Annotated in this window: 18 protein-coding genes; 12 read left to right on the top strand and 6 right to left on the bottom strand. The window is 67.5% G+C overall.

The window, feature by feature from the left end:
* The first annotated feature begins 114 nt into the window (after window positions 1-114).
* From ACSFBF_RS16845 to ACSFBF_RS16855, 3 genes are all read left to right on the top strand, one after another.
* The gene (locus tag ACSFBF_RS16845; protein ID WP_435468870.1) at window positions 115-1224 is read left to right on the top strand and encodes a TRAP transporter substrate-binding protein; all 1110 of its coding nucleotides are present in this window, start codon (window positions 115-117) and stop codon (window positions 1222-1224) included.
* 91 nt (window positions 1225-1315) lie between these two features.
* Entirely contained in the window at window positions 1316-1984 is a 669-nt protein-coding gene (locus tag ACSFBF_RS16850; protein ID WP_435468872.1) for a TRAP transporter small permease subunit, read from the top strand.
* On the top strand, window positions 1981-3912 hold the full coding sequence (locus ACSFBF_RS16855; RefSeq protein ID WP_435468874.1) for a TRAP transporter large permease: 1932 nt from the start codon (window positions 1981-1983) through the stop codon (window positions 3910-3912). The genes ACSFBF_RS16850 and ACSFBF_RS16855 overlap by 4 nt, the downstream gene beginning before the upstream one ends.
* Window positions 3913-3920: 8 nt before the next feature.
* Here the strand turns inward: ACSFBF_RS16855 and ACSFBF_RS16860 are convergent, their stop codons facing one another.
* From ACSFBF_RS16860 to ACSFBF_RS16870, 3 genes are read right to left on the bottom strand one after another with little or no spacing between them, the layout of a single operon-like run.
* Complete coding sequence (locus ACSFBF_RS16860) at window positions 3921-4367, bottom strand: DUF6691 family protein (RefSeq protein WP_435468876.1); 447 nt, start codon at window positions 4365-4367, stop codon at window positions 3921-3923.
* A 17-nt stretch (window positions 4368-4384) separates the two neighbouring features.
* Window positions 4385-4822, bottom strand: coding sequence for a YeeE/YedE family protein (locus ACSFBF_RS16865; RefSeq protein ID WP_435468878.1), 438 nt, complete (start codon window positions 4820-4822; stop codon window positions 4385-4387).
* A 2-nt stretch (window positions 4823-4824) separates the two neighbouring features.
* Window positions 4825-5148 (bottom strand): ArsR/SmtB family transcription factor, encoded by a 324-nt coding sequence (locus ACSFBF_RS16870; RefSeq protein ID WP_435468880.1) that lies wholly within the window; start codon window positions 5146-5148, stop codon window positions 4825-4827.
* A gap of 98 nt (window positions 5149-5246) precedes the next feature.
* Here ACSFBF_RS16870 and ACSFBF_RS16875 point away from each other — a divergent pair, with 98 nt between their 5' ends.
* On the top strand, window positions 5247-6158 hold the full coding sequence (locus tag ACSFBF_RS16875) for an MBL fold metallo-hydrolase (protein ID WP_435468882.1): 912 nt from the start codon (window positions 5247-5249) through the stop codon (window positions 6156-6158).
* A 12-nt stretch (window positions 6159-6170) separates the two neighbouring features.
* On the opposite strand, the gene ACSFBF_RS16880 is transcribed toward ACSFBF_RS16875, so the two are convergent.
* Complete coding sequence (locus tag ACSFBF_RS16880; protein WP_435468884.1) at window positions 6171-8231, bottom strand: PEP/pyruvate-binding domain-containing protein; 2061 nt, start codon at window positions 8229-8231, stop codon at window positions 6171-6173.
* A 139-nt stretch (window positions 8232-8370) separates the two neighbouring features.
* Here ACSFBF_RS16880 and ACSFBF_RS16885 point away from each other — a divergent pair, with 139 nt between their 5' ends.
* Both ACSFBF_RS16885 and gorA read left to right on the top strand, forming a co-directional pair.
* The gene (locus ACSFBF_RS16885; RefSeq protein WP_435468886.1) at window positions 8371-10332 is read left to right on the top strand and encodes a DUF6600 domain-containing protein; all 1962 of its coding nucleotides are present in this window, start codon (window positions 8371-8373) and stop codon (window positions 10330-10332) included.
* A 79-nt stretch (window positions 10333-10411) separates the two neighbouring features.
* Window positions 10412-11770 (top strand): glutathione-disulfide reductase, encoded by a 1359-nt coding sequence (gene gorA, locus ACSFBF_RS16890; protein WP_435468888.1) that lies wholly within the window; start codon window positions 10412-10414, stop codon window positions 11768-11770.
* Here the strand turns inward: gorA and ACSFBF_RS16895 are convergent.
* Together ACSFBF_RS16895 and ACSFBF_RS16900 are read right to left on the bottom strand one after the other, a co-directional pair.
* Window positions 11767-12669 carry a ketopantoate reductase family protein gene (locus tag ACSFBF_RS16895; protein WP_435468890.1) on the bottom strand — a complete coding sequence of 301 codons (903 nt, stop codon included), beginning with the start codon at window positions 12667-12669 and terminating at the stop codon, window positions 11767-11769. The genes gorA and ACSFBF_RS16895 overlap by 4 nt on opposite strands.
* Window positions 12670-12697: 28 nt before the next feature.
* Window positions 12698-13612 carry a LysR substrate-binding domain-containing protein gene (locus ACSFBF_RS16900; protein ID WP_435468892.1) on the bottom strand — a complete coding sequence of 305 codons (915 nt, stop codon included), beginning with the start codon at window positions 13610-13612 and terminating at the stop codon, window positions 12698-12700.
* A 184-nt stretch (window positions 13613-13796) separates the two neighbouring features.
* Between ACSFBF_RS16900 and ACSFBF_RS16905 the strand changes: the two genes are divergently transcribed.
* From ACSFBF_RS16905 to ACSFBF_RS16930, 6 genes are all read left to right on the top strand, one after another.
* Window positions 13797-14564, top strand: a complete 768-nt coding sequence (locus tag ACSFBF_RS16905) for an ABC transporter permease (RefSeq protein ID WP_435468894.1) — start codon at window positions 13797-13799, stop codon at window positions 14562-14564.
* A complete protein-coding gene (locus tag ACSFBF_RS16910; RefSeq protein WP_435468896.1) occupies window positions 14561-15589 on the top strand; it encodes an ABC transporter ATP-binding protein in 1029 nt (342 codons plus the stop codon). The genes ACSFBF_RS16905 and ACSFBF_RS16910 overlap by 4 nt, the downstream gene beginning before the upstream one ends.
* 34 nt (window positions 15590-15623) lie before the next feature.
* Entirely contained in the window at window positions 15624-16703 is a 1080-nt protein-coding gene (locus ACSFBF_RS16915; protein ID WP_007829669.1) for an extracellular solute-binding protein, read from the top strand.
* Between the two features lie 19 nt (window positions 16704-16722).
* Window positions 16723-17544 carry an ABC transporter permease gene (locus ACSFBF_RS16920; RefSeq protein ID WP_435468899.1) on the top strand — a complete coding sequence of 274 codons (822 nt, stop codon included), beginning with the start codon at window positions 16723-16725 and terminating at the stop codon, window positions 17542-17544.
* Window positions 17495-18043: a TIGR00725 family protein gene (locus tag ACSFBF_RS16925; protein ID WP_435468901.1), complete on the top strand. Its 549-nt coding sequence runs from the start codon at window positions 17495-17497 to the stop codon at window positions 18041-18043. Before ACSFBF_RS16920 ends, ACSFBF_RS16925 begins: the two co-directional genes overlap by 50 nt.
* A 316-nt stretch (window positions 18044-18359) precedes the next feature.
* A complete protein-coding gene (locus ACSFBF_RS16930) occupies window positions 18360-19877 on the top strand; it encodes an AMP nucleosidase (RefSeq protein ID WP_435468903.1) in 1518 nt (505 codons plus the stop codon).
* The last annotated feature ends 74 nt before the right edge of the window (window positions 19878-19951 follow it).

Below are 19951 nucleotides of genomic sequence, written 5' to 3' on the forward strand. Positions count from 1 at the left end.
CCTGTTTGTCGCGTTTTACTGCGCGCCAAAGATGCGGCTTGGGCCTGCCAAACATAACTCCAAGGGGCGGGCAGGGTTTCTTCGTCATCAGAACTTGTTTTGGAGAGAGACAACATGACAGACAGCAAATCACCCCGCCGCCGCAACCTCCTCAAGGGTGCAGCCGTGGCCGCAGGCGCCATGTCGGTGCCGATGGTCAGCGTGGCCCAGACCACATCCTTGCGCTTCCAGAGCACCTGGCCCGCCAAGGACATCTTCCACGAGTACGCCAACGACTTCGCCAAGAAGGTCAATGACATGGCGGGCGGGCGCCTCAAGATCGAGGTGCTGCCCTCGGGCGCCGTGGTGCCCGCGTTCCAGCTGCTCGAAGCGGTGAACAAGGGCACGCTCGACGGCGGCCATGGCGTGGTGGCCTACCACTACGGCAAGAACTCGGCGCTCGCGCTGTGGGGCTCGGGCCCGGGCTTCGGCATGGACGCCAACACCGTGCTGGCCTGGCACAACTACGGTGGCGGCAAGGTCCTGCTCGAAGAGATCTACAAGAGCCTGAACATGGAAGTGGTGTCGTACCTCTACGGCCCGATGCCCACGCAGCCGCTGGGCTGGTTCAAGAAGCCGGTGGCCAAGGTCGAGGACATGAAGGGCCTGAAGTTCCGCACCGTCGGGCTGGCGGTCGACATGTTCACCGAGATGGGCACGGCGGTGAACCCGCTGCCCGGCGGCGAGATCGTGCCCGCGCTCGACCGCGGGCTGATCGACGCGGCCGAGTTCAACAACGCATCGAGCGACCGCACGCTGGGCTTCCCCGACGTGGTGAAGAACTGCATGCTGCAGAGCTTCCACCAGTCGGGCGAGCAGTTCGAGGTGCTGTTCAACAAGGGCAAGTACAGCGCGCTGTCGCAGGAGCTGCGCTCGATCATCGACTACGCGGTGCAGGCCGCGAGCGCCGACATGAGCTGGAAGGCGGTGCAGCGCAACTCGCAGGACTATGCCGACATGAAGAAGGCCGGCATCAAGTTCTACAAGACGCCCGACGCTGTGCTGCGCGCGCAGCTCGCGGCCTGGGACAAGACCGTGGCAAAGAAGGCCGAAGAGAACCCGCTGTTCAAAAAGGTGCTGGAGTCGCAGCGCGTGTTCGCCGAGCGTGCGCTGCAGTGGCAGAACGACTACGGGGTGGACTTCAAGATGGCCTACAACCACTACTTCAGTAAAAAGAAGGCCTGAAGGATTTTTCGGTGACGGTTCGCGCCAGCCATCCGGGGCATTCCGGATGGCTGGCTTTCCGATGCGTGCTTTGCTGTTTGCCCATGCCTTCATGACCATCCAACGCTTCCTCCACACCGTCGACCGGTTCAGCATGGTCGTGGGCAAGACCTTCTCGTGGCTCATAGTGGCGCTGATGCTGCTGGTGTGCGGCGAGGTGTTCAAGCGCTATGCGCTCAACGCGCCCACCGCCTGGATCTTCGACGCCAACAACATGCTCTACGGCACGCTCTTCATGATGGGCGGCGCCTACACGCTCTCACAGGCCGGCCATGTGCGCGGCGACTTCTTCTACGGCAGCATGAAGCCGCGCACACAGGCCGCGCTCGATCTCGTGCTGTTCGCGCTCTTCTTCCTGCCCGGCGTGGTGGCGCTCACCTGGTCGGGCTGGACCTACTTCGGTGAATCGCTGGCAATGCATGAGCAGACCTTCAACGCAGACCCGATCCCCGTCTACCCCTTCAAGTTCGTGATTCCCGTGGCCGGCGCGGTGCTGCTGCTGCAGGGCATCGCGGAGATGGTGCGCTGCGCGCTGTGCCTGAAGACCGGCGTGTGGACCCCGCGCCTGAAGGACGCCGAAGAAATGGACGTGGTCAGCGAACAGCTCGCCGGCAGCAGCTACGTCAATGAAGCCGACAAGCGCGAGGTGATCGACAAGGCCAAGGCCATCGAGCAGGCCGCGCAGCAGCGCAAGAGCGACACGACTGGAGGTGCGGCATGAGCGAACCCGCACTCGGCCTCCTGATGCTTGGGCTGATCGTGGTCGTGATCATGCTCGGCTTTCCCACGGCGTTCACGCTGATGGGGCTGGGCATGTTCTTCGGCTTCATCGCCTTCTACGACCCTGCCTCGCCCTGGCTCGACAACAAGGTCTTCGACCTGATGGTGCAGCGCGCCTTCGGCGCCATGACCAACGAGACGCTTCTCTCGATACCACTGTTCGTGCTGATGGGCTATGTGATGGAGCGCGGCGCGCTGGTCGACAAGATGTTCCACAGCGTGCAGCTCGCATTCCGCCGCGTGCCAGGTTCGCTGGCCGTGACCACGCTGATCGTCTGCACCTTCTGGGGCATCGCGAGCGGCCTGGTCGGCGCGGTGGTGGTGCTGATGGGCGTGATCGCGATGCGGCCGATGCTCAACGCGGGCTACGACACGCGGCTGGCTGCCGGCGTGATCACGGCCGGCGGCACGCTCGGCATTCTGATTCCGCCCTCGGTGATGATCATCGTGTACGCGGCCGTGGCCGGGCAGTCGGTGGTCAAGCTCTATGCGGCCGCCATGTTCCCGGGCTTCTTCCTCGCGTTTCTGTACCTGCTCTACGTGATCGGCTGGGCGCTGCTGCAGCCGAAGGTGGCGCCCAAGCTGCCGCCCGACCAGCAGCGCGCGCCAGTCACGCCGTGGGTCGCGCACATTGCGGCAAGCTATTCACCACGCATGCTGCCGGCGCTGTTCGCGGCAGTGGTGTCACCCGCGCGTGCCATGCGCGGTGCGGCGGAAGGCGTGCGCATCACATGGTGGCTGCTGCTGCGCAGCCTGCTGAATGCGCTGGTGCCGCTGGCGCTCGCGGCTGCGACGCTGGGGTCGGTGTGGTGGTATGTGACGATCTACTCGCAGAAGGACAACAACGCGCCGACGGTGGCGCAGCAGCAGGCGACGCAGAAGGCCGAAACCCCGGCCGCTGCTGCATCGCCCGAGGCCTCCGGCACCGGGCTCGCTGAACCTCCCACGTCCGACGAGCCGAAAGAGTCCGCATCGGAAGGCAGCCTGCAGGAGCCTCCCGGCGGTGTCGAAGAACCACCTGGCAGCGAATCCGCTTCGCCGCCACCAACCGCTGAGGGCGGCCTGCAACAACTCGGCGAAGCCGTCGATGCACCGAAGACCGCCGCAGTGCCCGAAGCCTTCTACACAGGCTTCCTGCTGGCCAGCCTCTTCACGCTCGCGCTGCTCGCCTGGTATTACTGGCGCATGGATGCCGAGCAGTTCGAGATTCTGCGCATGCTGGTGTCGTCGGTGATGCCGCTGGCCACGCTGACGCTGGTGGTGCTGGGCGTGATCCTGTTCGGCATCACCACCGCCACCGAGTCGGCTGCGGTCGGCGCGGCTGGTGCCTTTCTCATGGCATGGCAGGCCGGCACGCTCGACTTCAAGAAGACCAAGGAGGCCGTGTTCCTCACGCTCAAGACCACCTCGATGGTCTGCTGGCTGTTCGTGGGCTCGGCGCTGTTCTCGGCGGTGTTCGCGCTGCTGGGCGGGCAGCGCATCATCGAAGAGTGGGTGCTGGGCATGAACCTCAGCCCGCTGCAGTTTCTGCTGCTGTCGCAGGCGATCATCTTCGTGCTGGGCTGGCCGCTGGAGTGGACCGAGATCATCGTGATCTTCGTGCCCATCTTCCTGCCGCTGCTCGCGCACTTCCAGATCGACCCGCTGCTGTTCGGCGTGCTGGTGTTCGTGAACCTGCAGGCGGCATTTCTCTCGCCGCCGGTGGCGATGTCGGCCTTCTATCTGAAAGGAGTGTCGCCACCGCATGTGACGATCAACCAGATCTTCGCGGGGATGATGCCGTACATGCTGATCGTGATCCTGTGCATGGTGTTCATGTACATCTGGCCGGGGTTGACGCTTTGGCTGCCGCAGTATCTGTACGGATGATGGCGCGCTCAGGCAGGGGCTGAAACTGGAGGCCGGGCGCGGCGGCGGCGCTCGAGGAGTTCGAACAGGCCCATGCCCAGCAGCATGGCGCCCACGAAGACCGCGGCCTTGAGCTCGCCCGTGCCGAGCGAAACCAGTCCGGGGCCGGGACAGAAGCCCGCTACACCCCAGCCGACGCCGAACAGCAGGCTGCCACCGATCAGGCGGCGGTCGATCCGGCGCGCGGTGGGCAGCGCGATCGGCGCGCCGAGCAACGACACCTTGCGCCGCCGCGCGAACAGGAAAGCGACCGCGCTTATGGCCACCGCCCCGCCCATCACGAACGCAAGCGACGGATCCCAGGCGCCGGCGATGTCGAGAAAGCCGAGCACCTTGGCCGGATTGGCCATGCCGGACACGATGAGGCCGAGCCCGAAGACAAGGCCTGCGAGCAAGGAGGCGATGACTGTCAGCATGGCGAATCGCTCCTTGCTCACAGGTTCAACAGATGGCGCGCCACGAACACCGTGGCAAACCCTGCGCCCATGAAAGCCCCGGTGGCCGCCAGCGAACGCGGTGACAGCCGCGCCAGGCCGCACACGCCGTGGCCGCTGGTGCAACCCGCGCCATAGCGCGTGCCCACGCCAACCAGCAGGCCGGCCAGCGCAAGCGCGCCGTAGCCTGCGTCGATCCGCGCCGCGGGCAGCACGGCGAACAGGCCGTAGGCAAGTGGCGCGCCGACCAGGCCGAGCACGAAGGCCGCGCGCCAGGCCACGTCGCCTTTCGCCGGGCGCAGCAATCCGCCCAAAACGCCGCTGATGCCGGCGATGCGCCCGTTGAGCAGCACGAACATCGCCGCGGCAATGCCGATGAGAACGCCACCGGCCAGCGCGGCCCAAGGCGTGAAATGAGGCCAGTCGACGGTGGGCATCTTCAACTCTCCTTCGGGCAGTAGAGGCGGTAGAGCACCGCGAGAATCTCCAGCAGGGCGGCGTCGGCCACGCTGTAGTAGATGTTCTTGCCCTCGCGGCGGGTATTGACCACGCCTTCCGTGCGCAGCACCGACAACTGCTGCGACAAGGTGGGCTGGCGGATGCCCAGCACGCTTTCCAGGTCGCTCACGCACATCTCGCCCTGCGAAAGCTGGCACAGCAGCAGCAGCCGGTCTTCGTTGGCCAGCAGCTTGAGCATGGCGACCGCCTGGCCGGCGGCACCGCGCAGCGCTTCGGGGTCGATGACGAGGGTGGAAACCTTCATGGGAGCAGTGTCAGTTCGGGTTTTTACATTATATCAATTAATATAATGTTGATGACTTGAATGAGGGCCTGACCCCAGGCATTACAGAAGGAGTTCCCATGACAACGACCACCGCGTCCCGCCGCACCACCACCCAGGCATTCTTCGACCCCGCGACGGGCACGGTGTCCTACGTGATCTGGGACCACGCCACGAGGCACGCGGCGGTCATCGACCCGGTACTGGCCTACGACTTCAAGTCCGGCCACACCGACACCGTCTCGACCGACCGCCTGCTGGCCTATGTGCGTGCGCAGGCGCTGCAGGTCGACTGGACCCTCGAGACCCACGCGCACGCCGACCACCTCTCGGGGGCGCGCCATGTGCAGTCGCAGGCCGGCGGGCGCATCGCCATCGGCGAGCACATCCGCACGGTGCAAGCCACCTTCCGCAGCCTCTACAACCTCGAGCGCGACTTCCTGCCCGATGGCAGCCAGTTCGACCATCTCTTCAAGGACGGCGAATCCTTCCGTATAGGCGACGTCGAAGCGGTTGCGCTGCTGGTGCCCGGCCACACGCCGGCCGACATGGCGTACCTCGTGGACGGCGCGGTCTTCGTCGGCGACACGCTGTTCATGCCCGACCTGGGAAGTGCGCGCGCCGACTTCCCGGGCGGCGATGCGCGCCAGCTCTACCGCTCGATGCACCGGCTGCTCGCCCTGCCGCCCGAGACGGTCGTGTACGTCTGCCATGACTACCCGCCTGCCACCCGCGAGCCCCGCTGGCAGAGCAGCGTCGCGGAACAGCGCGCCCACAACATCCACGTGCACGACGGCATCGGCGAGGACGAATTCGTGCGCATGCGCACCGCGCGCGACGCCACGCTCGAAGTGCCGACGCTGATCCTGCCGTCGATGCAGGTCAACGTGCGCGCCGGACGACTGCCGCCGCCCGACGACAACGGAGTGGCCTACCTGCGCATTCCGCTGAACACCCTCCCGGGCCACCGCGGCCGCGCCACCCCGGCGTGAAGGCTGAAGGCGTCAGCGCCGCCGCTCCACATACGGCCGAGCCTGCAACAGCACGATGCGGTCGCCCACGGTGGCCCATTCGATGTCCTGATCGACCGCGTTGAACGTTCGCTTCACGGCCGCGCCCACGTTGGCAAGCCGCACCACCAGCTCGTCCGTAAGCACGTTGCGCCCCACCTCCACCGGCACCTCTTTCACCCCGCCCTCCTTGTCGAGCTGCAACGAGGTTTCCTCGGCCGACCGGCTCAGCACCTGGATGGCCTTCGACCAGCTCGAATACATCACCTGCTCCGCCACGCGCTGCCCCTCGACCACGCGGATGCCGATGCCGCGCTTGGCCGAGATGTAGGTGACATGCGGATGCCCCGCGTCGAACGGGTCGCGCGTGATCATCACGCCGGCGTTGGTCGAGTCGATGGCGGTCTGCACGAACACGCCCATCAGCACCGACTCGGCGCCGAAGCCTGCGGCGCTGCGAGCTTCCCATGCTTCGGGGTTGAAGACCGAGGCCCAGGCCTTCTTCACTGCAACTTCGAGCGCGTCGCCGGTCTTGACGTTGGGCACCGTGGTGTAGAGCCCCGCGCCGCTGAAGCCGGGCAGGTCTTCGGAGTTGGACGAACTGCGCACGAACACGCCACCACCGCCGAGCTGCGACTGCCACGCGGCGCGCCATGCCGCCGCGGTGGCGGCATCGACCGGCCATTGCACGATCTCGTCGCGCAGCTGCGCCAACGCCTTCTGTCGGATCTTCGGATCGCTCGCGAAGCCGGGCTGCTGCTGCATGCGCGCGATGCGCCCGGCCAGGCCGTTGGCGCGCATGAAGCGGTCGTAGTGCGCGAACGGAATGCAGAAGCCATCGGGCACCGACGTGCCCGGAATGTGCGCGGCCAGCATGGCGCCGAGGTTTGCGGCCTTGGTGCCGCACTGCGCGTTGTTGCGCGCACGCAGTGACGCCAGCGACAGCAGACGGGTTTCGCGCAGGTCGGGCTTGATGGCCCGTGCGCTGCCGGGCACCGCACCAGCAGCAGCGGTACGCGCGGCGCGCGGTGGCAGCGCCGCGATCTCTTCAGGCGTGAGGCGGCGCACCTGGTAGCCCGAGGCAGCCACCTTCAACGCGACCCATTGGCCCGCGTGCGCCTTCAGCACCGTGGCGGCGTCGCGCACATAGGCGTTCGGAATGCCCCAGCCCTTGGCCAGCAGGTTGACGTGCGACAGCGCGGTCGAGGGCCGCTCGGTCAGCACGCCGGCCACCGGCGGCAGGCTGATCGGCACCTGCCGCAGCACGGCGATGTCGTCGGGCAGCAGCGCGAGCACCCCGCTCTGGCCGGATTCGTCGTCCACGATGCGCACGCGGCCGGTGGCGGTGCCCAGGTTCATCGGCAGAAAGGGCTGCTCGCGGATCAGCGCCTCCTGGCTCACGGAGTCGACGCCGGCTTCCTTCGCCACGCGTTCGTGCAGCGTGGAGTTGGTCTTGAACTTCACGGGCGCGAAGAAGCTCGCCTTGACCTGCGCATCGGCCTGCCGCAGCAGCGGCGCGGTGAGCCGATCGCCTTCCCAGAACTCGTAGGTGAAGGTGCCGATGTTCTGCTGCCAGCTCAGCGTGCCGAACAGGAAGCGGCGATCGGGCACGAGGTAGTTGCGGTCGATCTCGCGCTTGACGGTGCTCGGCACCAGCCGGGTATCGCGAAGGAAGCGCACGTGAAGCTGGTAGCGCGGCGTGTCGATGTAGTACATGCGCGCCGGCTTTGCCTGCCGGTCGATGGCGAACAGAACGTGCGCGAGCTGCATCGGCGTGCCGGTGTCGTAGACGCGCGCCATCTGGTCGAAGTCGCCCTGGCTGCGCAGCGCGGGCAGCGACGACGGCACCGAAGGGCGCGGCACGAGCTGCGCGGCCGGGCCCTCGGGCTGCGGCTGGTTCTGCAGCTGGTAGTAAGACGGCTTGCGCGCAAGCTGGGCAGTGGCGGTTGCGGGAATAGCTGCAAAGGTCGCCGCGGCTACTAGGCACAGCGCAGTCAAGCTATCGTTTCGGGAGCGCGCGACGCTCATGGGGCATACGTTCTTCTGGTTTTTCATGGGAGTCCCTCCTTACAGCCGGTTGCCGAATGCACGCGCGCTTCACCAAGCAAGGGACAGGCGGTGACAGCGGCAGCGGATTCTCGCGCGTTACAAACACAGCGCTTTCGCATCGTCCCGAGGATCAGAGAACAACGCCATGAGCCAACCCGCCCTTTCCATGCTTTACGCCCCGCGCCGATGGCTGCTCGGCCTAGCCCTGCTGGGCATCGGCCTCGCGGCCAGCGCTCAGCAGGACCCGCCGGGCCGCGTCGCCCGCCTCAACTTCCAGCAGGGCACTGTGAGCTTCGCGCCGGCCGGCGAAGACAGCTGGTACGACGCACAGCCCAACCGCCCCATCACCACCGGCGACCGCCTCTGGACCGACCGCAATGCGCGGGCCGAGCTGTACATCGGCTCGGCGGCGCTGCGGCTCGACGGGCAGACGCACGTGGAGTTTTCGGAACTCGACGACGACACGGCGCGCATCACCTCGAACCAGGGCAACCTTCAGCTGCGCGTGCGCGACGAGCTCGCGGGCCAGCGCGTAGAAGTCGACACCGGCAACCTCGCGGTGGTGATCGACGAGCCGGGCGAATACCGCATTGCATCCGATCCGGCCGCCGGCACCACCTGGGTGGCGGTGGCCTCGGGCCGCGTCACGCTCTACGGCGACAACGGCCAGTCGCAATCGCTGGGCGCGCGGCAGCAGCTGACCGTGTCGGGCCGCGACCTTTCGGCCGTGGGCGGGGCGCCGCAGCAGACCGGCGGTTTTGAAGCCTGGGTGGCCGAGCGCAACCGCCTCGAAGACCAGTCGGTTTCCGCGCGCTATGTGTCGCGCGAGGTGGTCGGCTACCAGCAACTCGACAACTACGGCGACTGGCAGAGCGACGCCACGTATGGCGACGTCTGGTTCCCGCGCAACGTCGATGCCGACTGGGCGCCCTATCGCGACGGCCAGTGGGTCAACGTCGCGCCCTGGGGGCTTACCTGGGTCGACGCCGCGCCGTGGGGCTTCGCGCCCTTCCACTACGGCCGCTGGGCACGCGTGGGCCCGCGCTGGGGCTGGGTGCCGGGGCGTCCGAATGGGCGACCGGTGTATTCGCCGGCGCTGGTGGGCTTCGTAGGTGGTGGTGCCAACGCGGGCGTACAGATCGGCAACGGTCGCAACGGCGTGGGCTGGTTCCCGCTGGCCCCGGGTGAGCAATGGCGCCCCGGCTACCACGCGAGCCAGCGCTATGTGGACCAGGTGAACCGCATGGCCATCTACAACCGGCAGGCCGGGCAGCGCAACGACTTCTATGCCAACCAGCAGATGCCGGGCGCCGTGACCGTGCTGCCCGCCGACCGCTTCGGCCGCGGCTCCTTCGGGCGGCGCGACCTGGTGCGGCTGCCGGACGACCGCTTCTCGCGCGGGCCGGTGGCGCCCACGCCGGGCATCGCCATCAACGGCTTCGGCGGTGGCTTCGGCCGGCCCGCCGCCGAGATGCCGCCGGCTGCGGCGCTGATGGCGCGGCAGCAACAGCAAGTCCAGTTCCAGCAGGCGCAACAGCAGCAGTTGATGCAGCAGCGCGCGGCGCAGGCCGCACAGATCCAACAACAGCAGATGGAATGGCAGCGCCAGCAGGGCGGGCGTCAGCAACAGGAATGGCGCCAACAGCAGGATTGGCGGGCGCAACAAGACTGGCGCCAGCGCGGCGAGCAGGAGCGCTGGCAACAGCAACAGCAGCAACAACAACTGCAGATCCAGCAGCAACAGGCGCTGCGCCAACAGCAGGAAATGCAGCAACGTGCCGCGCAGGCGCAAGCCCAGCAGCAGCAACAGGTGCTTCAACAACAGCAAATGCAGCAGATGCAGCTCCAGCAACAGCGCGCGGCGCAGCAGCAGGCCCTGGCCCAGCAACAGATGCTTCGCCAGCAGCAGGAAATGCAGTTGCGCGCCGCGCAGGCACAGCAGCAGGTGCAAGCCCAACAGCAGGCCCAGCAGAACGCAATGCGCCAGGCGCAGGAAGCCCAGCTGCGCGCGCTCCAGCAGCAGCGCGGCATCGCACCCCAACCGCAGCCTCAAGGCCAGCGCAGCGACGATCCGCGCAGGCTCTGGACCTCGCCGGACTCACGCTGAGAACGCTCCACCGCAAGCCCCGCTGAAAGCGCTGCCTTCGCCTCGCCGCTACAGTCGGCGGCCAAGGAGCAAGCCTTTCATGCCCACATTCGACTTCGATCTCTTCGTCATTGGCGGCGGCAGCGGGGGCGTTCGCGCTGCTCGCATGGCGGCGCATACCGGCGCCCGCGTCGCCATCGCCGAGGCCGCAGAACTCGGCGGCACCTGCGTCAACGTGGGCTGCATTCCGAAGAAGCTCTACAGCTACGCGGCCGGCTATGCCGAGTCCTTCGAGGAAGCCGCGGGCTTCGGCTGGAAGCTGCACGGGGCACCGCAGTTCGACTGGGCGCACCTCAAATCGCAGCGCGCAAAAGAGATCACGCGGCTCAACGGCATCTATGCCTCGCTGCTGAAGAACTCGGGCGTCACGCTCGTCACCGGATGGGCGCAGCTGGTCGATGCCCACACGGTGGAAATCGACGGCCGGCGCCACACCGCGCGCCATCTGCTGGTGGCCACCGGCGGCACGCCCTTCGTGCCCGACATTCCGGGCCGCGAACACATCGTGACCTCCGATGCGATGTTCGACCTCGACCCGTTCCCCAAGCGTCTGCTGGTGGTAGGCGGCGGCTACATCGCCTGCGAATTCGCATCGATCTTCAACGGGCTGGGCTCCAAGGTCACGCAGCTGCACCGCCGCGCGCACCTGCTCACCGGCTTCGACGACGACGTGCGGCAGTTCCTGGCGAACGAGATGGGCAAGGCCGGCGTCGACATCCGGCTGAACTGCGAAGCCGCCTCGGTCACGCGCGGACCGCACGGGCTTACGGTCACGCTGGCACGCGGCCAGCAGATCGAGGCCGACACGGTGCTCTTCGCCACCGGCCGCGTGCCCAACACGCAGGGGCTCGGCCTCGAGGCGGCAGGCGTGAAGCTCGACGAGCGCGGCGCGATCGCAGTCGATGCGCACTACCGCAGCTCGGTGCCGTCGATCTACGCGGTGGGCGACGTTTCCACGCGCGTGCAGCTCACGCCGGTGGCACTGGCCGAGGCGATGGTGGTGGTCGATGAACTCTTCGGCAAGGGCAAGCGCCGGCTCGACTACGAGTTCATTCCCACCGCCGTGTTCACGCACCCGAACATCGGCACCTGCGGCTACAGCGAGCTCGACGCGCGTGCGAAGTTCGGCGAGGTGACGGTGTTCTCGAGCGAGTTCAAGTCGCTGCGCCACACGCTGTCGGGCCGCAGCGAGCGCACATTCATGAAGCTGATCGTGGACAAGGCGAGCGACCGCGTGGTGGGCCTGCACATGGTGGGTGCGGACGCGGGCGAAGTCGTCCAGGGCTTTGCGGTGGCGATGCGTGCAGGCGCAACGAAGGCGCTGTTCGACAGCACCGTGGGCATCCACCCAACCGCGGCCGAAGAGTTCGTGACGATGCGCGAACCGATGCCCGGCTAGACCTGCTGCTGCTTGCTTTCGAGCAGCTTCACCATCACGAACAGCACGCGATTCGCCGGCGTGGGCACGCCGAGTGCCTCGCCGCGCCGCACGACCAACCCGTTGAGGTGGTCGATCTCGCTGAGCTTGCCGCGCGCAAGGTCTTGCGCGGTCGACGAATACTGCGAGGGCATGCTTTGCGCGATGCCGCGCACGGCGGCGTCGGTGTCGCCGGGCACCACGACGCCTTCGGCCTTCGCGACCGCGAGGCATTCGGCCACCACGTCGCGGATCACGTCGGTCACGCCCGCGCCCTTCGCCAGCACGCCGTAGGGCAGCTGCGTGACGGCAGAGAGCGCGTTGTAGGCGCAGTTGAGGATCAGCTTGGCCCACAGCGAGCCGCGCACGTTGTCGGATATCTGCGTGGGCACGCCGACAGCGGCAAGATGCTGCGCGACCTGTTCGCTCATGCGCGAAGGCGCGATCACCAGCTCGCCGCGCCCGTGGTGCTTCACGTGGCCCGGCCCTGCCATCTCGGTCGCCACGTAGACGACCGCCGCGGCGACTTCGTTCGACGGCAGCACCGAGCGCACGCGCTCGTCGTTGTCCACGCCGTTCTGCAAGGTGAGCACCAGTGCACCGGGCGCGAGATGCGGCTTGATCTGCGCGGCAGCCGATTCGCTGTCGGTCGATTTCACGCAGAACAGCACGAGGTCAGCGCCCTGAACTGCGTCGGCTTCGGTGCTCGCAGCCACCTTCACAAATTCGTCGAAGGCCTTGGTCTCCAGCCGGAGCCCCTTGGCGTTGACGGCCTCCACATGCGAAGGCCGCCCGACCAGCGCCACCTCGTGCCCGGCGCGCGCCAGCATGGCCCCGTAGTAGCAGCCGACTGCGCCGGCGCCCATGACTGCGACTTTCATCGATTCGATTCCTTGGTTGTCGCGGCGATCATGCCTCGGTCTCCACGCCGCGCGATTTCAGCCCTTCGTCCAGCAGCCATTCGCGAAACGCCGCGAAGGCCGGCAGGTCGAGCCGGTCGGGCCGGTAGCAGAGGTAGTGCCCCTGGTTCACGCTCACCGGCGTGCCGCACGGGCTCAGCAGCGCGCCTTCGGCGAGTTCTTCCTGCACCAGCAGCTTCGGCACGAGGCCGATGCCCAGCCCGTTGAGCGCCGCCTGGATCAGCGCCGAGTACTGCGCGAAGCGCGGGCCGGCCACGATCTGCACTTCGGGCACGCCGTGCTGCGCGGCCCACTGGCGCCACGCGCTGGGCGCGCCCTCGTGATGCAGCAGCGTGTGGCCGACGATGTCGGCGGGCTGCGCGATGCGATGCCGCCCCTCGACCAGCGAACGCGCCACGATCAGCACGAACTCGCGCCCCGCGATGTATTCGGACACCACGCCAGGCCAGCCGTCGGGGCCGTAGCGGATCGCGGCGTCCACGCCGGCCGGAATGCCATCGCTTGGCTCCAGGTGGCGGCTGAAGCTCAGCATCACGTGGCGGCTTTTCTGGCTGAAGGCGGGCAGGCGCGGAATCAGCCACTTGGTGAGGAAGGTGGGCACGCTCGCCAGCGTGAGCAGCCCGGCGCCCGCGTCGCCCGAGCGCGCCTCGAAAGTCGCGGTCTCGATGGCGCGCAGGCCGCCCGAGATCTTCTGCCAGTACACGCGCCCCTGCGGCGTGAGCTGCACGCCGCGCCCGTTCTTCTGCAGCAGTTCGCGGCCGAGAAAGGCCTCGAGCCCTGCGATCTGCTTGCTGACCGCGCTCACGGTGATGCACAGGGCACCGGCCGCGAGCGTGATGCTCTGGTGGCGCGCCACGGCATCGAAGGCCAGCAGTTCCTGGATGGTCGGGCAGTCGCGCTTCATGCATGGCTCCGCTTTGTGAAAGCCGCATGAAAAACGCTTTCCGATTGCTCAAGTGTCGTCATCCAACTTTCACCCATAAGTACGCATTCGATTCCTAGAATTCGAGGCAACGCGGCGGCATGCTCGGCGCGGACAGTAGCGCATCCGGAAAGTATGCCGGGTGCCCAAGACATTGGAGACAACCTTGATTCGCGGCATCTCGCTCATCTACGGCCTGTACCTGCTGCTGCCCATCGCCCTGCTGCTGGTAGGCAGCGTGGGCGGCAACTGGACCAACACGTTGCTGCCCACGGGCATCACGGGGCAGTGGTATGTCGACCTCTGGCTCGACACTTCCTTTCGCAAGGCCTTCGTGAGCAGCCTCGTGGTTGCCATGGCGGCCTGCGCCATCAACACCGTGCTGGCGCTGCCGCTGGCCTATGCGCTGTACCACGGCGCGCGGCGCGGCGGCAGCCTGGCGGCGCGCATCGTGAGCGCCACGCCGGTGGCGGTGCCCGCGATCACGCTGGCCTTCGGCTACATGATCGTGTTCAACACCGACCTCGCGCCCTGGCTGGGCTCGATGCCGCTGCTGATAGCGGCGCACGCCATTCTCACGCTGCCCTACCTCACGAACACACTGCTGACCGACCTGCGCCACCTCGACCTCGACCGGCTCGAACAGGCGGCTGCAACGCTCGGCGCCTCGGGCTGGCAGCAGTTCACCGGCATCGTGCTGCCGAGCCTGCGGCAGAGCCTGATCAGCGGGCTGGTGATGGTCGCTGCCATTTCGGTGGGCGAGTTCGGTGTGTCGAACCTGCTCACGAGCTTCCAGAACCGCACCTACCCGGTGGTGCTGCTGCAGGCCTTCTACGGCGCAACGGGCTTTGCCTGCGCGGCCACGGTGATCCTTCTTGTGCTGGCCAGTGCGTCGGCGCTTCTTTCTTCTTCCCTTGTAAAGCAGCGCGCATGAGCCTTCTGTTCGACAACGTCAGCTACAACTACCCCGGCAGCACGCACGGCCTGCACGACGTGTCGCTCGACGTGCGCACCGGCGAGCTGGTGGCGGTGATCGGGCCGAGCGGCTCGGGCAAGTCGACGCTGCTGAAGCTGGTGGCGGGCCTGGAGACGGGCCACACCGGCCGCATCATGCTCGGCGGCGAAGACATGTCGCGCACGCCGGTGCACCAGCGCCACATCGGCATGGTGTTCCAGAGCTATGCGCTCTTTCCGCACCTGAGCGTGCTCGACAACGTGGCCTACGGGCTCAAGCTGCGCAAGGTGGCGACGGCCGAGCGGCGCAAGCGCGCGCAGGAACTGCTCGACATCGTGGGGCTGGGCGACTTCTCGCAGCGCGCCGTGGCTCAGCTCTCGGGCGGGCAGCAGCAGCGGGTGGCCTTGGCCCGCGCGCTGGCCATCGACCCGCGCGCCCTGCTGCTCGACGAGCCCCTGTCGGCCCTCGACGCCAGCGTGCGCGGCCATCTGCGCGACCAGATCCGCTCGATACAACAGCGCTTCAACGCCACCACGCTGCTGGTCACGCACGACCAGGAAGAAGCGCTGGTAATGGCCGACCGCGTGGCCATGCTCAAGGATGGCCGGCTGCTGCAGATCGCCACGCCGCGCGAAATCTACGAGAACCCCACGAGCCGCGCGGTGGCCGAATTCGTCGGGCTCTCGACGATCCTGCCCGCAAAGGTGGCCTCGCCGGGCCGGCTGGACCTGGGCTTTGCCGAACTCTTCGCCGACACCGGCCACCGCCCCTTCGGCACCGCGCTGCACGTGCTGGTGCGCCCCGAACACATCCGGCCCGACCCGGCGCCCGACGCCGTGAACCGCCTCGCTGGCCGCATCGGCGCGCAGCGCTACCTGGGTGCGCTGACGCGCTACGACTTCGAAGTGCCGGGCGCGGGCAAGCCATTCCTTGCCGAATCGTCCCTGCCCGCTGCCGCGGCCATCGCCATCGCGCCCGAACACCTTCGCCTGCTCGACAACTGAATCAACCACTGAAACCTTCCTTCAAGGAGCCACCATGCAACGCAGACATCTGATCCAGGCCGCCGGCGCACTGCCCCTGGCCACCCTCGCGGCACGCACCGCTTTCGCCTTCGACGGCCCCGAGCTCTACGCGGGCGAGAAGGCGCTGTACGCCGAGGCGCAGAAGGAAGGCCTTTGCGTCTCCTTCGACACCGGCCCCGAATGGGCCAACTGGAAGTCGCTGTTCCGCGACTTCAAGAAGCGCTACCCCGAGATCGAGCTGACCTACAACGACATCGGCTCCGCCGCCACCGTGGTCGCACTCGAAAAGACCAAGCGCCGCCCCCAGGCGGACACCGCCTACTACTTCGCCGCCTCGGCCGTCGATGCCGCGAAGAAGGACGTGGTCGCGCCCTTCAAGCCGGTCAACTTCGACAAGCTGCCGCCCGTGTTCCGCGAGGCCGAGGGCCGCTGGTTCACCATCCACACGCTCAACATCGCCTTCCTGGTCAACAAGAAGCTGGTGAAGACCGTGCCCACCGGCTGGGCCGACCTGCTCAAGCCCGAGTTCAAGAGCACGGTGGTTTACCTCGACCCGCGCTCCACCGGCATCGGCCAGGTGCTGACCTTTGCAGCGGCGTACGCCAACGGCGGCAGCGTCGACAACGTGCAGCCCGGCACCGACTACCTCGGCAAGCTGCATGCGGCCGGCAACGTGCTGCGCGTGGAAGGCACGACGCCGTACGCCAAGTTCCTGAAGGGCGAGATCCCGGTGTGGATCAGCTACGAGAACGACGGCCTCAAGGCCAAGCATGTCGACGGCATGGGCGACGCGGTGGAAGTCGTTATTCCCAAAGAAGCCAGCGTGGCCGCGCCGTACGCCATCAGCCTCGTGAAGAACGGCCCGAACCCGAACGCCGGCAAGCTGTGGCTCAACTTCATCATGAGCGAGGCCGGCCAGTCGCTGTTTGCGCAGGGCTTCGTGCGGCCCGCCGTGCCGGGCACGCCGCTGTCGGCCGATGTGGCGGCCAAGATGCCGGCCGCGCCGCAGATCCGCCCGCTCGACGTGGTGAAGGCCTCGGAGCGCAAGGCCGAAGTCGACAAGCTCTGGGCGCAAGCCGCGCTGGGCAAGTAAGAAAGCCCGAAGGAACGTGATGCGACGCTTTGGCGCCTGGCCCGCATGGGCCTTTATGGCGCTTTTCTTCGCGGTGCCGCTCGCGGCGCTGCTGCCAGAGGCCTTCGGCGATGGCGGCAGCGCTTTCGGGCGGCTGTTCGGCAACCCGCTGTTCCTGGGTGCGCTGCGCAACACGCTGGGCCTCGGCCTCGCGGCAGGCGCGATCTCGGCGCTGGTGGGCACCTGCATAGCCATCGAACTGGCGCGCCAGCCCGAAGGCCGGCGCCAATGGATGATGACCCTGCTGGGCCTGCCGCTGGCCTTCTCCGGGCTGGTGATTGCCTACGGCTTCATCCTGGCCTTCGGCCGCGCGGGCTTCGTGACGCAGCTGCTCGCGGGCCTGGGCGCCGACCCTGCCGTCATCGGCAGCTGGATCTACAGCGTGTCGGGCCTGGGCTTTGCCTATGCCTACTACCTGATTCCGCGCGTGGCGCTGTCGCTGTACCCGGTGTTCGCCAACCTCGACCTGCGCCCGGCGCAGGCGGCGCGCACGCTGGGCGCATCGCGTGCCCGGGCTTTTTGGGACACGGTGGTGCCCGAGGTGATGCCCTCGGTCTTGTCGAACGCCTGCATGGTGGCCGCGATCGCAATGGGCACCTACGGCACGGCGCTGGCGCTGGTGGGCACGCAGCTCAACATCCTGCCGCTGATGCTGCTCGCGCAGGTGGGCGACGGCGGTTCCGATTTCGCGGTGGCGGCGGCCTTGTCGCTGGTGCTGATGGTTGTGTGTGTGATCGTGATGGGAGTGGGCGATGTCTTTACGCGAAGGCGCGAGCGTGGTGCTGTCGGCGCCGGTCACTGAGGCGCTGGCGCGCCTCGCGCAGAAGCAGCAGGGGCCGCAGCGCTACCGCCAGCCGGTGGCCATCATCGGCCCCGGCGACGGCGGTCCAGCCGAATGCGAGGCCGCCCATGCCGTGGCGCATGCGCTGGCCGGCGCGGGCATGTCCGTGGTCTGCGGCGGGCGCGGCGGCGTGATGGCCGCGGCCTCGCGCGGGGCCGTGGAGGCCGGCGGCATCGCCGTGGGCATCCTGCCCGAGGACGACGACCGCAATGCCAATGAATGGCTCAGCGTGGCCATTCCGACCGGCATGGGCGAGATGCGCAACGGCATCGTCGCGCGCAGCGGTGTGTGCCTTGTCGCCATCGGCGGCAACATGGGCACGCTGTCGGAAATGGCGCTGGGGCTCAAGTGGGGCAAGCCGGTGTTCGTGATGCACGGCGACGTGGCGCTGCCGGGGGCGGTGCAGGCCACCGATGTGGAAGACATGCTGACCAAGGTGCTCGCCTGCCTTTTGGCCTGAGAGAGGTGCCTGTCGGGGTTTGTTGTGCGACCGCCCAGTTCGGGGTGCGTGCACAGGACACCGGGTACTCCCCTCCGCGAATGTCCCCCGGCCTGCGGCCTCCTCCTTTATTTCGCTGCGGGGAGCACCCAGCGCCCTGTGCACAAGGGCAGGCCGCTGGTTTGCGGCTGATCAACCAGTGCTCTGAACGATCACGTCGATGGGGTGCCTTGCGCAGCGAAATAAAGGAGGAGCCGAAGGCGGGGGACATTCGCGGAGCAAGGTACCCCGTCGGCGTGAGCGCGCCCTGAACACACACACATTGCACAATGCCGTCATGCCCTACATGCCCACCTTTGTCGCTCCCGCCCGCTTCACCGATGCCGCCGCTGCACTCGAACAGGTCAAGGCCATCTACCAGGGCGGCCTCGCCCACCTGCGCGAATCGATGCTGCGCTTCGTTGCCGGCGAGGCGCTGCCGGGCCGGGTGCGGGCCTGCTACCCCTTCGTGCGGGTACACACGCACACCGTCTCGCGCCATACGCCGCCGGCCAACGCCGGCCTGAGCTACGGCTTCGTCGCCGGCCCGGGCCGCTACGAGACCACGCTGACGCGGCCTGACCTGTTCTCGCGCTACTACCTCGACCAGTTCCGCCTGCTGCTGGAAAACCACCAGGTCGAGCTCGAGGTGGGCACCAGCACGCAGCCCATTCCGATCCACTTCTCCTTTGCCGAGAACGACCACATCGAAGGCACCATGAGCGCCGAGCGTCGCGCCCTCATGCGCGACGTGTTCGACCTGCCCGACCTGGGCGTGATGGACGACGGCATCGCCAACGGCACCTACGAGGCGCGCGACGGCGAGGCGCAGCCGCTGTCGCTCTTCACGGCCGCGCGGGTGGACTACTCGCTGCACCGCCTGCGCCACTACTCGGGCACGGCGCCCGAGTGGTTCCAGAACTTCGTGCTGTTCACCAACTACCAGTTCTACATCGACGAGTTCGTGCGCCTGGGCCACGAGGCCATGGCCGACGAGAACAGCGAGTACGTCGCCTTCATCGAGCCCGGCAACGTGGTCACGCGCCGGCGCGGGCTCGCTGCGGGTTCGAGCGCCACCTACGGCCACCTGCTCGACGGCAGCCAGGGCACCGCCCCGCCCCGCCTGCCGCAGATGCCGGCCTACCACCTCGTGCGCGAGGACTGCAGCGGCACCACCATGGTCAACATCGGCGTCGGCCCGGCCAATGCCAAGACCATCACCGACCACATCGCCGTGCTGCGCCCGCATGCGTGGATGATGCTGGGCCACTGCGCCGGCCTGCGCAACACGCAGCAGCTTGGCGACTACGTGCTGGCCCACGCCTACGTGCGCGAGGACCACGTGCTCGACGAAGAACTGCCGCTGTGGGTGCCGATTCCGGCGCTGTCGGAAATCCAGCTCGCGCTGGAGAAGGCCGTTGCCGACGTCACGCGCTACGAAGGCCCCGACCTGAAGAAGATCATGCGCACCGGCACCGTGGCCAGCACCGACAACCGCAACTGGGAGCTGCTGCCGGGCAACCAGCCGCAGCGCCGCTTCAGCCAGAGCCGCGCCGTGGCGCTCGACATGGAAAGCGCGACCATCGCGGCCAACGGCTTCCGTTTTCGCGTGCCCTACGGCACCCTGCTGTGCGTGAGCGACAAGCCGCTGCACGGGGAGATCAAGCTGCCCGGCATGGCCAACCACTTCTACCGCGAGCGCGTGGAGCAGCATCTGCGCATCGGCATGCGGGCCATCGAGATACTGCGCGAAGAGGGCTCGACGCGGCTGCACAGCCGCAAGCTGCGCAGCTTTGCCGAGGTGGCGTTCCAGTAAGAAGAAGGGCTTCTGGAGGGCCACTACAGAGGCCGGGCCCTCAGGGTTTGTCCTGCCCGCCATCGCGCGGGATT

Source organism: Variovorax nivicola, from assembly GCF_051216475.1.
In the GTDB taxonomy this organism is placed as follows: Bacteria; Pseudomonadota; Gammaproteobacteria; order Burkholderiales; family Burkholderiaceae_C; genus Variovorax.